Genomic DNA, 14753 nt, shown 5'->3' with positions numbered 1-14753 from the left:
CAACTATGCACTGGTTAACTCAATTATTCTCGGCTTTATTTGCTAAACCACGTCACGAATCGATTCGAGATAATCGGCTGGAATCTAATTTATTTGTGCGGCGAGCATTGGTGGCATTCATAGGTACGCTTGTATTAACCATTGTGTTGCTGATAAATTTGTATCATTTACAAGTGGTAGATTATGAAAAATATCAAACACGTTCTAATGGTAATCGAATTAAATTATTACCAGTAGCACCTACTCGTGGTTTGATTTACGACCGTAATGGTATGTTATTGGCGGAAAATTTAACGTTCTTTGGTTTATATATTGTGCCAGAAAAAGTCGAAAATTTAGACCGCACTTTTGAAGAATTGCGGATGATTGTAGGTTTAACCGATGAAGACATTGAGCAATTTAAGAAAGAACGCCGCCGTTCCACAAGATACACCTCCATTTTATTAAAACCGAATTTAAATGAAGAACAAATTGCTCGTTTTGCGGTAAATCAATACAACTATCCCAGTGCAGATATTCGCCCGTATTTTAAACGTAATTATTTATATGGCGAAACGATGACCCATGTTTTAGGTTATGTGTCTAAGATTAATGATAAAGATGCGGAACGACTAAAAAAAGAAGAAAAAGATGTGAATTACTCTGGCACTACCGATATTGGTAAATTGGGTATTGAACGTTATTATGAAGATGAATTGCATGGTCAGGCTGGCTATGAGCAGGTTGAAATTAATAGCCAAGGCAGAGTTATTCGTAAACTAAGCGAGCAACAACCGATTGCTGGAAAAAGTATTCATCTCACGATTGATTTGCCTTTGCAACAATTTATTATGGATTTGTTAGCTAAACAGAAAGGCTCGGTAGTGGTGTTAGATCCAAAAGATAGCAGTATTTTGGCGATGGTGTCTAGCCCGAGTTATGATAATAATTTATTTGTCGGCGGTATTTCGGGGGCAGATTATAAACGTTTATTAGATGATGAAGATCGTCCATTGTATAGTCGTGCCACACAGGGGGCATATCCGCCAGCTTCTACGGTCAAACCATTTATAGCAGTGGCAGCCTTAACGGAAGGGGTGATTACAACCAGTACCACTGTTTTTGACCCTGGGTATTGGATACTGCCAAATAGCACTAAAAGATTTCGTGACTGGAAGAAATCGGGGCATGGTAATACGGATTTACAAAAGGCGATTACTGAATCTTCCGATACGTATTTCTATCAAGTAGCGTATAAATTAGGTATTGATCGTTTATCTGAGTGGATGAAAAAATTTGGTTTTGGTATGCCGACAGGGGTGGATATTAAAGAAGAAACAGCTGCCATTATGCCAGATCGAGAATGGAAACAAAAACGCTATAAAAAATCTTGGGTAATTGGTGACACTATTCCAGTTGGGATTGGACAGGGATATTGGACAGCAACGCCATTACAATTAGCCAAAGCACTAGCTGTATTGGTTAATAATGGTCGAGTAAATACACCGCACTTAATGAAAGAAATTAATGGTTCAACAGTGGAACCCTATAAAGATCCATTATTGTATGAAGATATTCGTGAACCAGCAGAAAGTGCTTGGGCAGCGGCAAAACGAGGTATGTATGGGGTAGTTCATTCAGGTTCAGGAACTGGACGTAAAGCCTTTGCTGGTGCGGCTTATGATGTTGCTGGTAAATCAGGTACGGCACAGGTGTTTAGTTTGAAAGAAGGGCAAAAATATGATGCCCATAATCTGAAAAAATTCTTACATGATCATGCTTGGTTTATGGGTTATGCACCTTATGATAATCCAGAAGTGCTTGTTGCAGTGATCCTAGAAAATGCAGGTGGTGGTTCCAGTAATGCCGCACCGATTGTACGCCAAGTTATGGATTATTATTTATTGCAACGTTTACCTAAAATAAATCAACCGCTGCAACCAGTAAATACCGAGAGTGTAACAAACCCTGAAAGTGCGGTGCAAAATTCAACAGAAACGGAGAGTGCAGAATGAATGATAAACCTTCGTTAATCCCAAATTTATGGGGAAAATTACACCTTGATTTTTGGCTATTGATTGGTTTAATCGCAATCTCAGGTTATGGTTTATTAGTGCTTTACAGTGCATCTGGGGCAAGTGAAGTGATGTTTCAGAGTCGGGTGATTCAAGTAATTTTGGGCTTTGTGGTGATGTTTATTATGGCACAGTTACCACCTCGATTTTATCAACAAATTGCACCAATACTTTATATTGCTGGGGTGATTATGCTGGTATTAGTTGATTTAATCGGCACTACCAGTAAAGGGGCGCAACGTTGGTTGGATTTGGGCGTAGTTCGCTTTCAGCCATCAGAAATTGTTAAATTAGCGGTACCGCTTATGGTCGCCGTTTATTTAGGTAATCGCCAACAGCCGATTAATTGGAAAGAAACTTTAGTTGCTTTTCTGATGATTATGTTTCCCACTGTATTAGTGGCACTTCAGCCTGATTTAGGCACGGCTATCTTAGTCAGTGCCTCTGGTATTTTTGTGGTATTTTTAGCCGGCATGAGCTGGTGGATTATTCTTGCCGCAGTTGTTGGACTGGCTGCTTTTATTCCGATCATGTGGTTTTATTTGATGCACGATTACCAGCGTACTAGAGTATTGACTTTGTTCGATCCTGAAAAAGATCCTCTGGGTGCAGGGTATCATATTTTACAATCGAAAATTGCCATTGGTTCTGGAGGAATCTGGGGGAAAGGCTGGATGGCAGGCACACAATCTCAGTTGGAATTTTTACCTGAACCGCACACGGATTTTATTTTTGCAGTATTAAGTGAAGAACATGGTTTAATTGGCGTATTAATTCTATTGGCAATTTATTTCTTCATTATTAGCCGTGGATTAGTCATCGGGACACAAGCAAAAAATGCCTTTGGGCGTATTTTGACTGGAGCCACCTTTTTGATTTTCTTTGTGTATATTTTTGTGAATATTGGTATGGTCAGTGGTATTTTACCTGTTGTAGGTGTGCCGTTACCCCTTGTTAGTTACGGTGGAACATCGTTTGTGGCATTAATGGCAGGTTTTGGTTTAGTCATGTCAATTCATACTCACAAAACAAAAAGTCTTTATGGTGAAGGGAACTAAATACCTGTTGGATGACTCTATATAAAATGGTATTTATCGAATTTGGAAAATTTATGAATAAATTTAAGTTATTATTAGCAATCTTTTTAACTGTGTTTTTGACGGCTTGTACCTCGTCTGCTCAAGCAATAAGAATCAAGCATTTTAATCCCAATAAATCGTATCAGGCTATTGAGAAAGATATTTATGTAGTAAATGATAGAAAATATACTACCAATTTATCTTCTAGTCCTTATCATTATGAGAAAACGGGTCAAGCGAGCTATTACCATAAAAAATTTAATGGTCGTCAAACTGCCAGTGGCGACATTTATGATGATGCTAAATTTACCGCCGCACACCGAACTTTACCCATCGGAACCTATGTGTTGGTGACTAATTTAAGAAATAATCGTAAGGTCGTGGTGAGAATTAATGACCGAGGACCTTTTGCTAAATCAAGAATTATTGATTTATCTAAAATCGCCGCAGCACAAATTGGTATGATTGCTTCGGGGACAGCTAATGTAAAAGTAGAAAAACTACATCTTATTCGTAATTAAGTATTGAAGGATTATTGGAATGTTAAAAAATTCACTTAGAAAAACCAAAATTGTCTTGGCTTCAGGTTTATTATCGTTATCATTTGCTAGTTTAGCAGATTTTGATTTTGGTATTACACCACCTCAAATCAACGCTCAAACTTATATTTTAATGGATTATAATTCGGGGACAGTATTAGCCACTTTGAATCCAGATCAACGTCAATATCCAGCATCATTAACCAAGATGATGACAAGTTATGTAGTTGGTACGGCTATTAAGCAAGGCAAAATTAGCCCAACAGATATGGTAACGATTGGCGAAAGTTCATGGGGTAAAAATTTCCCTGATTCATCAAAAATGTTCTTAAATTTAAATCAACAAGTTTCTGTGGCAGATTTAAACCGTGGAATTATTGTAGTTTCAGGCAATGATGCTTGTGTTGCAATAGCGGAATATGTGGCAGGTACAACAGATAAATTTATTGAAATGATGAATCAATATGGAGAAAAGTTTGGCTTAAAAAATACGCATTTCACCACGCCACATGGTTTAGATGATCCAAATCAGTATTCATCAGCCAGAGATATGGCGATTATTGGTTCCCATATTATTCGTGATTTACCCGAAGAATATAAAATTTACGCCGAAAAAGACTTCACTTTTAATAAAATTAAACAACCAAATCGTAATGGCTTGTTGTGGGATAAAACCATCAATGTTGATGGTATGAAAACAGGGCATACCGATCAGGCTGGCTATAATCTAGTTGCATCTGCAACGAATAATGGTGACATGAGATTAATTTCTGTGGTAATGGGTGTGCCAACTTATAAAGGTCGTGAAGTTGAGAGCAAGAAATTATTACAATGGGGTTTTAATAGTTTTGAAACAATTAAAACCTTGCAAGCTGGTAAAGCTATTGAAGAAAAAAGCGTTTACTATGGTGATGAAAATAAAGTGCCAGTAGGTGTATTACAAGACGGCTTTATTATTATTCCGAAAGGTCGCCAAACGGATTTAAAAGTCCGTGTGGAATATGACAACAAAGAACTTGAAGCCCCATTAGCGAAAGGGAAAAATGTGGGTAGAGTGATTTATCAATTAGACGGTAAAGATGTAGCAACTATCAATGTTCAGGTGATGCAAGATGTTGCTGAAGCTGGGATCTTTGGACGAGCTTGGGATTGGCTGATTTTAACGATCAAAGGTTTGTTTTAAATAATAAAATAAGAAAATTTGAGAAAAATATACCGCACTTTAAAAAAAGTGCGGTGCTTTTTTGCAAATTTAAGGAAAAATATGACAGAGATTAACGTAAAAGAAATTAATTTAGCCGATATTCCGCAACAACAATTAAAAGATCTTCTTGATTTCCCTTGTCCATTCACTTTTAAAGTAGTCGGTAAAAATCGCCCTGATTTAATTGATGATGTGGTTGTTGTGACGCAAAAATATGCTAAAGGAGATTATAATCCTCGTGAACATATTAGTTCAAAAGGCACATATAATTCCGTTTCCATTGATATTATTGCGGAAAATATTGAGCAAGTAGAAATTCTTTATATTGAATTGGCTAAAATTGATGGTGTAAGAATGGTACTGTAAATTCACTGAGGAAAAAGGATGAATCTTCCATTAATTGTTCGTCAACTCGGCATACAAGATTATCAAGATGTTTGGCATAAAATGCAGGAATTTACTGATCAACGTAATGAACATACGCCAGATGAAATTTGGCTAGTGCAACATAACTCGGTATTTACTCAAGGTCAGGCAGGCAAACCAGAACATTTATTGCAAGCAAGTCAAATTCCCGTGGTGCAATCAGATCGAGGGGGGCAAATTACCTATCACGGACTTGGGCAACAGGTCATGTATGTGTTAATTGATATTAAACGTCACAAAGCAGAAGGGCGAGATCTTAATGTTCGTCATTTAGTCACTGCCTTGGAACAATCTGTGGTGAAAACCTTAGCAAACTATGGCGTACAATCTTACCCGAAAGCAGATGCCCCTGGTGTATATGTGGATTGTAACGGTACTGAAAAAAAAATCTGTTCGCTTGGCTTGCGAATTCGTAAAGGTTGCTCATTTCATGGTTTGGCATTAAATATTAACATGGATTTGCAACCGTTCCATTATATTAATCCTTGCGGTTATGTAGGCTTAGAAATGTGCCAACTAGCAGATTTTATTGAGCCTACCGATGCTGTCTGTGAAAAAGTTGCACCAAAATTAGTTTCACACTTTAGCGAAATTTTAGGCTATAATATGCAACAAAATTTTAACAATTAAACTTTTGTTTAAAATAGATGATAGGATAGTAAATGGGTACTCCGTTTAAAATGGAACGTGGCGTTAAATACCGTGATGCGGCTAAAACGTCCATTATTCAGGTTAAGAATATCGATCCCGATCAGGAATTATTAAAAAAACCTGCGTGGATGAAGATTAAATTGCCAGCCAACTCAGCTAAAATTGATAGCATTAAAAACGGTATGCGTCGTCACGGGTTACACTCTGTTTGCGAAGAAGCGTCTTGCCCGAATTTACACGAATGTTTTAACCATGGTACTGCTACTTTTATGATTATGGGTGCAATCTGTACTCGCCGTTGTCCATTCTGTGATGTGGCTCATGGTAAACCGTTGCCATTAGATCCTGATGAACCACGGAAAGTGGCGGAAACAGTGCAAGATATGAAATTAAAATATGTGGTGATTACCTCAGTGGATCGTGATGATTTAACTGACCGTGGTGCCGCTCATTTTTCGGCTACCGTGCGTGAAATTCGTGCATTAAATCCAAATACCAAAATTGAGATTCTAGTACCAGATTTTCGTGGTCGTATTGAACAAGCGATTGAGATTTTGAAAGAAAATCCACCTGATGTGTTTAACCATAATTTGGAAAATGTACCACGTCTATACCGTGAAATTCGCCCTGGGGCAGATTATGACTGGTCATTAAAATTGTTGCAAGGATTTAAACAGGTTTTCCCTGACATTCCAACTAAATCAGGCTTAATGGTAGGATTAGGTGAAACCAACGAAGAAATCTTAGAGGTGATGCAAGATTTACGTAAACACGGCGTGACCATGTTGACATTGGGGCAATATTTACAACCAAGTCGTCATCATTTACCTGTTGCTCGTTACGTGCCTCCAGTTGAGTTTGACGAACTGCGTGAAAAAGCCGAAGCTATGGGCTTTGAACATGCAGCTTGCGGACCTTTCGTACGTTCATCTTATCATGCCGATTTACAGGCAAGTGGTGGGGTTGTGAAATAATCTTATAGGATTGGATTAGACTAAAGTGCGGTGAAAAATTAAGACTTTTTCACCGCATTTCTACTATTTTAAATTATGTTTTAACGAATTATGTACCACCGACACATTTTTATCTTTCTTTTTAAAATAATTGCCAATTTGCTCTGCAATATACACTGAACGGTGTTTTCCCCCAGTACAACCAACGGCAATGGTCAAATAACTACGGTTATTTTTTTCTAACATTGGTAACCAAGTTTCAATAAAATGACGTGTTTGATAGACAAAATTATGTACTTCGGTATGGCGTTTTAAGAAATCAATGACTGGTTGATCTAATCCTGTCATTGCACGTAATGCAGGATCCCAGTGTGGATTCGGCAGAAAACGTACATCAAATACATAATCAGCATCAAGCGGAATACCATATTTAAAACCAAAGGATTCCACTACAATTTTGAGTTCTTTATTATTTTGACCTCGCAAGAAATTACGTAAATTTTCGGCAAGTTCGTGAGTCGATAATTCCGTGGTATCAATGATAATATTGGCTTGTTGGTACAATGGCTCAAGGTAGTCACGCTCCGCATTAATTGCCACTTCAAGCGAGATATCTTTGACCGAAGAAAGTGGATGCGGGCGGCGAGAGTCACTATAACGTCTAATTAATACATCTTGATTTGCATCAAGAAAAATAATTTTAACTTGATGCTGTTCTGATAGCAGGTTAATCATCTGTTCTAATGATTCTGCGGAGTCAGGTAAATTACGGATATCTACACTGACCGCAGCAAGCTGCTGGTTTTTTGAGAGAATTTGTGCCAGTTGGGGAAGTAACTCAATGGGTAAATTATCTACACAGTAGTAACCAATATCTTCTAAAGCACGCAAGGCGACTGATTTCCCTGCACCTGAGCGTCCGCTCACAATAATCAATTCCATAATTTTTCTCAATAATGTGGTTACTTTGGCAAATCTAAATCTTCGGGGTCTTTATTATCAAGTTGCTGAAAAATTTGCCAAATTTCTTCCGCACTTTGTGCTGATCTGAGCTGCTTATCAAGAGTTTTATCTTTCAATTTTTCGCTTAATTCAACCAAAATCGGGGTATAAGTTTGACAGAGTTGTTCTGGAATAATAATCGCTAGGATTAAATCCACTTCTCGTTTATCGGCGGCTTCATAATCAATTGGGGTACTTAATTGTAGAAATATCGCAAGCACTTTCTCTCCCTTAGGCAAGCGAGCCCGTGGCATCGCAATACCATTACCAATCGCAGTAGAACCTAATTTTTCGCGATTAAAGAGATATTCAAAGCATTCGATTTCATCAAATCCCTCTATTTCAGCTTGTTTAGCTAACATATCAGAAGCGATTTCAAAGGCTATTTTCTTACTTGAACAGATTACGCCTTGGCGAATATTCTCAGGAGTTAAAAGTGCGGTGAATTTTGTCATTTTTTTCTTCTTTATAATTTAAATTCTTCACCAAGATAAACACGTTTAACCTGTTCATTATTCATGACTTCGCTTGGTGTGCCTGTGGCAATCATATGTCCTGCACTCACAATATAAGCTCGTTCGCATACATCAAGGGTTTCACGCACATTATGGTCAGTGATTAACACGCCTAGACCACGGTTGCGTAAATCGGTGATGATTTTTTTGATGTCGATAACTGAAATCGGGTCAACCCCAGCAAAGGGTTCATCTAACAAAATAAATTTCGGGTTAGCGGCTAAAGCACGTGCGATTTCCACACGGCGGCGTTCACCACCAGAAAGTGATTGTCCTAAATTATCACGAATATGCCCGATATTAAATTCATCAATTAATTCATCAGCTCTTGCTTGACGTTGAGCTGCATTTAAATCCTTACGAATTTCTAGTACCGCCATTAAATTATCATACACCGTCAAACGGCGGAAAATAGAGGCTTCTTGAGGTAAATAACCAATCCCTTTTTGAGCTCGATTGTGCATAGGCAGCAAACTAATATCTTCACCATCAATGGTGATTTTACCCTGATCGTGACGAACCAATCCCACCACCATATAAAAGGATGTAGTTTTACCTGCACCGTTTGGTCCGAGTAATCCCACAATTTCATTTGATTGCACGGTAAAACTGACATCAGAAACCACTTTACGGTTTTTATAGCTTTTTGCTAGGTTTTCAGCATATAAAACAGACATATTAAGCGACCTTATTTTTTCTTTTTATTATCATTTAATTGATTTGGAATTAATACGGTTTTAACACGAGTTCCACTTGCACCATTGGCTTTAAGTTGTTGTTTTTTAACATCATAAGTAATACGTTCACCATTGATTTTGCTATCTAATTGTTTTAACTCAGCATTACCTGTCAAGGTTAAAAATTCAGTACCTAAATCATAATGGACTTTATTCGCCTGACCATCAACAGGCTTGCCAGTGTCTAACATTTGGTGAAAACTGACAGGATGACCAAAGGCTTCCACCGTTTCTTTTTTACCTGAATTTTCGGCAGGGCGAGTGATCGTCACTTTATTCGCTTTAATTAAAATTGAACCTTGTGTAATGACCACATTATCAGTAAAGGTAACAACGTTATGTTCCATATCTAAAGATTGATTACCCGATGTAATGCTAATCGGTTGGTTTGTATCATCTTTTAAGGCAAATGCAGAAACTGACATCAGCATTATTGATGTTAATAAAATAATTTTATTGTGCATTTTGAGTTTTATCATTTGGCTTGCTAATTTCATAGTGAGTTTTCACCTGTTCTTTCAATGTTGCGACTTGTTGCTGTAGGTTACCTGTTAATTTCAGTCCTGTTGAGCTAAAATTTAAGCCGTTAATTTTCACTTGTGTATTGGAGCTAATGTCTTGTGTGGTTAAATTCACTACCGCACTCTCAGTTTCAATACGTTGTAATTTAGACAATGGCAGTAAACTTTCACCTAATACATTACCCTCTAAATACAGCATATTGTCTTTGGTTAAGGTTGCCTTGTTAGCACTTAATTTCCAGCTTTCAGTTTGCTGTGTTTTTTCATTTTGAATATCAAATAAATATACTAGCGGTGTTTGAAAATCGGTATGTCCATCATATTCGTAATATTCTACTTTGCTAGAGGTTGCTACATATTGTTTAGCACCTGTCGGCGAGTAAACTACAGCACTCATTTGATTGCCGACATATTCGGGGCTTTCTTCTTTTTTGATTAAGTCAGTTAAATCGTTATCGGACTGATTTAATGAGTAAAACCAGCCTAATAAGATTAATGTTACAGTTGCCAGAATAGCTGTCCAACGAATAGTCATTTTTGTGCTTAAAATTAATATCGGGTTAAATTGATAAATTATAGCATAGTTTTACTAAATTTAATCGTTAGTTAGTTGAATAATTACGTTTACCAAAAATCGCCGTACCAATTCGCACCATAGTTGATCCACAAATAATAGCACTTTCCATATCACTAGTCATACCCATTGAGAGCGTGTCAATTTGTTGATTTGGAAAGGCTTTTTTGAGTTGTTCAAACAGTGCATACATCGCACTCAATGCCATTTTTTGTTGATCAATATTATCTGTCGGTGCAGGGATTGCCATTAATCCACGCAAACGTAAGTGCGGTAAATTTTCGATGTGTTTTGCCAATGCCAACATTTTGTTAGGCTGAATACCCGATTTGCTATTTTCATCACTAATATTAATTTGAATTAACACATTTAACGGAGCTTTTTCAGCTGGGCGTTGTTGATTTAACCGATCGGCAATTTTGCTACGATCAAGCGTTTGCATCCAATCAAAATTTTCAGCCACTAGACGAGATTTATTTGATTGTAATGGACCGATAAAATGCCATTCTAAAGCAACCCCTTGAGTATTGAAATATTGAATCTTTTCAATACCTTCTTGCACATAATTTTCGCCAAATGCACGTTGCCCTGCATCTATTGCTTGTTGAATATCTTGTATGCTTTTGGTTTTTGATACGGCTAATAACTGCACTGAATTTGGCAGGCGATTAGCTTGTTGGCACGCTTGAGTGATGAGCTGATGAATATGGTTTAAATTATCTTGAATTTGCATTTTTGTCAGGGTTCAATAATCTTCAATTTAAAAATCCTATTTTAGCTGATTTCTAAAAAATAAGCATCAAGGATAATTTTTAGCATTATTTTTTATTTTCTATTTGACAATGCTATAAAATTTCGGTATTTCTAGCATCAGTTAAAAATTTCGGAAAAAAATAATGAAATTAAACCGCACTTTTACCATGATGATTATGACCACCACCATTATGACGATTAATGGGGCGGGTTAGTGCGTAATCGAATTCAACAGAACCCGCAACGACTAGAAAGTGCGGGTTTTTTTATATAATATTTTAAATATTCACAACATTAAGGAAACATTATGCGAGTACTCAAATTTGGTGGCACATCTTTAGCCAACCCTGAACGTTTTTTACAAGCAGCAGAGCTTATTGAAAAAGCCCATTTAGAAGAACAGGCTGCAGGGGTTCTATCAGCACCTGCCAAAATTACCAACCACCTTGTCGCCATTTCAGAAAAAGCCAGTCTAAACCAACCTACCGAAGATCATTTTAGTGAAGCACTTGAGATTTTCTATAATATTATCAATGGATTGTATGCTAAAAATAATAAATTTGATTTAGCTGGCACAAAATCCTTAATTGATGCAGAATTTGCTCAAATTAAACAATTAGATGCGGAAATTCGCCAAGCAGGTAAAGTAGATGATGCAGTGAAAGCAACCATTGATTGTCGTGGTGAGAAGTTATCTATTGCGATGATGAAAGCATGGTTTGAGGCTTGTGGTTATCAAGTTACGGTTATTGATCCCGTAGAAAAATTATTAGCACAAGGTTCTTATTTAGAAAGTAGTGTAGATATTGCAGAATCTACTCAACGTATCAATGCAAAATCCATTCCAAATAAAAATATTGTATTAATGGCAGGTTTTACCGCAGGAAATGAAAAAGGCGAACTCGTGCTGTTAGGACGTAATGGTTCAGATTATTCAGCAGCTTGTTTGGCAGCCTGTTTACACGCCAGTGTGTGTGAAATTTGGACGGACGTAGATGGTGTATTTACTTGTGATCCTCGTTTAGTACCAGATGCTCGTTTATTGCCAAGTTTATCTTATCGTGAAGCAATGGAGCTTTCCTATTTCGGTGCCAAAGTTATTCACCCACGTACTATTGGTCCTTTGGTTGAACCGCAAATTCCTTGTTTAATTAAGAATACAGGTAATCCTGAAGCTCCAGGTTCGGTGATTGATGGCAAAGAACGAGAAAGCCAAGGCTTACAGGTTAAAGGCATTACCAATCTTGATAATGTTGCGATGTTTAATGTATCAGGTGCAGGTATGCAAGGCATGGTGGGTATGGCAGCTCGAGTTTTTTCTAGCATGTCTAAAGCTGGGGTATCAGTGATTTTGATTACCCAATCTTCTTCGGAATATAGCATTAGCTTCTGTGTGCAAACTAAGGCGGTAGAGAAAGCCAAGGCGGCATTAAATGCTGAATTTGCCCCTGAACTTGCGACTAAAGCACTTGATCCAGTGGAAGTCATGGGGGATTTATCTATTATTTCCGTAGTGGGTGACGGTATGAAACAAGCCAAAGGGATTGCCGCACATTTCTTCTCCGCCTTAGCCAGTGCCAATATTAGTATTGTTGCCATTGCACAAGGTTCTTCAGAGCGTTCTATTTCAGCGGTGGTGCCATTAAATAAAGCGATCGAAGCAGTGCGAGCCACCCATCAAGCATTATTTAACAATAAAAAAGTGGTGGATATGTTTTTAGTCGGCGTGGGTGGTGTCGGCGGTGAATTAATCGAACAAATTAAACGTCAACAGGAATATTTGGCAAAAAAGGACATTGAAATTCGAGTTTGTGCCTTAGCAAATTCGAATAAAATGTTGTTAGATGAAAATGGCTTGAATTTGGATAACTGGAAAGAAGATTTAGCCAATGCCACCCAACCTTCTGATTTTGATGTGTTATTGTCTTTCATTAAATTACATCATGTGGTCAATCCTGTATTTGTGGATTGTACTTCGTCAGATTCCGTCCCCGCTTTGTATGCTCGAGCATTAAAAGAGGGTTTCCATGTGGTGACACCAAATAAAAAAGCCAACACCAGAGAGCTGGAATATTATAATTTATTACGTGAAAATTCTCGTGGCACGCAACGTAAATTCTTGTATGACACCAATGTCGGAGCAGGTTTACCTGTAATAGATAATTTACAGAATCTGTTAGCGGCTGGCGATGATGTAGTGAAATTTAACGGGATTTTATCAGGATCCTTATCCTTTATTTTTGGTGAATTAGAAACGGGCAAAACTTTATCAGAAATCACCGCACTTGCTCGTGAAAAAGGCTTTACCGAACCTGATCCAAGAGATGATTTATCGGGGACTGATGTTGCTCGTAAGCTATTAATTTTAGCTCGTGAAATTGGTTTAAACCTTGAATTAGCCGACATTGAAGTAGATAGCGTGCTACCAAAAGGCTTTAGCGAAGGTAAAAATGTCGATGAATTTATGGCTATGTTACCGCAATTAGATGCGGAATTTGCAGAGCGAGTCGCAAAAGCCAAAGACGAGGGGAAAGTATTGCGTTATGTGGGGCAGATTGAAAATGGCAAATGTAAGGTGTCTATTGTTGCTGTGGACGGCGATGATCCTTTATATAAAGTGAAAAACGGTGAAAATGCGTTAGCATTCTACACCCGTTATTACCAGCCAATTCCGCTACTTTTACGCGGTTACGGAGCAGGTAATGCGGTAACTGCCGCAGGGATTTTTGCGGATATTTTAAGAACCTTAAAATCCTAAGGACAAACACAATGACGACATTACGAATTTATGCCCCAGCCTCCAGTGCCAATATCAATGTGGGCTTTGACACCCTCGGGGCGGCAATTTCGCCGATTGATGGCTCATTGCTCGGTGATGTGGTGCAAATTGAAGACATTCCGCAAGGATTTGAATTAGAAAGTGCGGGCTATTTTGTGCGAAAATTGCCAAAAGAGCCGCAAAAAAACATTGTGTATCAAGCCTATGTATTATTCAGCGAACGCTTTAAATTGCGTGGTGGCAAAACCAAAGGCTTGCGTTTAACCTTGGAAAAAAATATGCCGATTGGCTCAGGGCTAGGATCCAGTGCTTGTTCCATTGTGGCAGCCTTGGTGGCGTTAAATAAATTCCATGATGAGCCGTTTTCCAAAATGGAATTATTGGAAATGATGGGCGAATTGGAGGGGCGAATTTCAGGCTCAATCCATTATGATAACGTGGCACCGTGCTATTTGGGTGGCGTGCAATTAATGGTGCAAAGTTTGGGCAATATTAGCCAAAAATTGCCATTTTTTGACAGCTGGTATTGGGTGTTGGCGTACCCTGGTATTGAAGTCTCTACCGCCGAAGCCCGTGCTATTTTGCCGAAAAGCTACACACGTCAAGATATGATCGCCCACGGTCGTCATTTAGGCAGCTTCGTCCACGCTTGCCATACAGGACAAGATGTATTGGCGGCGTTAATGATGAAAGATGTCATTGCCGAGCCTTATCGAGCCGCCTTATTGCCAAATTTCGCCGAAGTCAAGCAAGCCAGCCGAGATTTAGGGGCGTTAGTCAGTGGCATTTCAGGATCAGGACCGACCATGTTTAGCATTACCCCTGATCTGGCGACCGCCACCAAAGTGGCAAATTACCTTGAAAATCATTATCTACAAAATAACGAGGGTTTTGTGCATATTTGTAAAGTGGATAATGCAGGGGCGAGAGAGTTAGCGTAGAATAGAGAAAATTTAATAAAATCGG

15 protein-coding genes are annotated in these 14753 nt (G+C 38.3%); 9 read left to right on the top strand and 6 right to left on the bottom strand.

From position 1 onward, the window contains the following. Positions 1-5 precede the first annotated feature (5 nt). The 7 genes from mrdA (at position 6) to lipA (ending at position 6927) form a co-directional block, all read left to right on the top strand. Positions 6-1994, top strand: a complete 1989-nt coding sequence (gene mrdA / locus O1Q81_RS10310; protein WP_386697535.1) for a penicillin-binding protein 2 — start codon at positions 6-8, stop codon at positions 1992-1994. Beyond that, a complete protein-coding gene (rodA, locus tag O1Q81_RS10305; RefSeq protein WP_386697532.1) occupies positions 1991-3112 on the top strand; it encodes a rod shape-determining protein RodA in 1122 nt (373 codons plus the stop codon). The genes mrdA and rodA overlap by 4 nt, the downstream gene beginning before the upstream one ends. A gap of 53 nt (positions 3113-3165) precedes the next feature. Next, on the top strand, positions 3166-3654 hold the full coding sequence (locus O1Q81_RS10300) for a septal ring lytic transglycosylase RlpA family protein (RefSeq protein ID WP_386687594.1): 489 nt from the start codon (positions 3166-3168) through the stop codon (positions 3652-3654). Positions 3655-3673: 19 nt separating this feature from the next. Then, positions 3674-4855 (top strand): serine hydrolase, encoded by a 1182-nt coding sequence (locus O1Q81_RS10295; RefSeq protein WP_386687592.1) that lies wholly within the window; start codon positions 3674-3676, stop codon positions 4853-4855. An 81-nt stretch (positions 4856-4936) separates the two neighbouring features. Then, positions 4937-5242 carry a DUF493 family protein YbeD gene (ybeD, locus tag O1Q81_RS10290; protein WP_386687590.1) on the top strand — a complete coding sequence of 102 codons (306 nt, stop codon included), beginning with the start codon at positions 4937-4939 and terminating at the stop codon, positions 5240-5242. An 18-nt stretch (positions 5243-5260) separates the two neighbouring features. Continuing rightward, entirely contained in the window at positions 5261-5932 is a 672-nt protein-coding gene (lipB, locus tag O1Q81_RS10285; protein WP_386687588.1) for a lipoyl(octanoyl) transferase LipB, read from the top strand. A gap of 32 nt (positions 5933-5964) precedes the next feature. Next, a complete protein-coding gene (lipA, locus tag O1Q81_RS10280; protein ID WP_386694891.1) occupies positions 5965-6927 on the top strand; it encodes a lipoyl synthase in 963 nt (320 codons plus the stop codon). Positions 6928-6990: 63 nt separating this feature from the next. Here lipA and rapZ read toward each other — a convergent pair whose 3' ends face one another. The 6 genes from rapZ to O1Q81_RS10250 all read right to left on the bottom strand — a co-directional run bounded on the left by rapZ (position 6991) and on the right by O1Q81_RS10250 (position 10988). Then, positions 6991-7848: an RNase adapter RapZ gene (gene rapZ / locus O1Q81_RS10275; protein ID WP_386697530.1), complete on the bottom strand. Its 858-nt coding sequence runs from the start codon at positions 7846-7848 to the stop codon at positions 6991-6993. A 20-nt stretch (positions 7849-7868) separates the two neighbouring features. Continuing rightward, positions 7869-8363: a PTS IIA-like nitrogen regulatory protein PtsN gene (gene ptsN, locus O1Q81_RS10270; protein WP_386697527.1), complete on the bottom strand. Its 495-nt coding sequence runs from the start codon at positions 8361-8363 to the stop codon at positions 7869-7871. Positions 8364-8374: 11 nt separating this feature from the next. Next, a complete protein-coding gene (gene lptB / locus O1Q81_RS10265) occupies positions 8375-9100 on the bottom strand; it encodes an LPS export ABC transporter ATP-binding protein (protein WP_386687580.1) in 726 nt (241 codons plus the stop codon). Positions 9101-9111: 11 nt separating this feature from the next. Further along, positions 9112-9636 (bottom strand): lipopolysaccharide transport periplasmic protein LptA, encoded by a 525-nt coding sequence (lptA, locus tag O1Q81_RS10260; protein ID WP_386698652.1) that lies wholly within the window; start codon positions 9634-9636, stop codon positions 9112-9114. Next, positions 9614-10216: an LPS export ABC transporter periplasmic protein LptC gene (lptC, locus tag O1Q81_RS10255; protein WP_386687578.1), complete on the bottom strand. Its 603-nt coding sequence runs from the start codon at positions 10214-10216 to the stop codon at positions 9614-9616. The genes lptA and lptC overlap by 23 nt, the downstream gene beginning before the upstream one ends. A 67-nt stretch (positions 10217-10283) precedes the next feature. Beyond that, a complete protein-coding gene (locus O1Q81_RS10250; RefSeq protein WP_386697525.1) occupies positions 10284-10988 on the bottom strand; it encodes a YggS family pyridoxal phosphate-dependent enzyme in 705 nt (234 codons plus the stop codon). Positions 10989-11315: 327 nt separating this feature from the next. On the opposite strand from O1Q81_RS10250, the gene thrA reads away from it, so the two are divergent. Together thrA and thrB are read left to right on the top strand one after the other, a co-directional pair. Further along, positions 11316-13766: a bifunctional aspartate kinase/homoserine dehydrogenase I gene (gene thrA, locus O1Q81_RS10245; RefSeq protein ID WP_386687575.1), complete on the top strand. Its 2451-nt coding sequence runs from the start codon at positions 11316-11318 to the stop codon at positions 13764-13766. 11 nt (positions 13767-13777) lie between these two features. After that, entirely contained in the window at positions 13778-14728 is a 951-nt protein-coding gene (gene thrB / locus O1Q81_RS10240; RefSeq protein ID WP_386687573.1) for a homoserine kinase, read from the top strand. Positions 14729-14753 lie beyond the last annotated feature (25 nt).

The organism is Lonepinella sp. MS14436, assembly GCF_042470565.1.
GTDB lineage: Bacteria > Pseudomonadota > Gammaproteobacteria > Enterobacterales > Pasteurellaceae > Lonepinella.
Note: the sequence above shows the minus strand (reverse complement) of the source record. Positions and strands in the feature narration are given on the sequence as shown.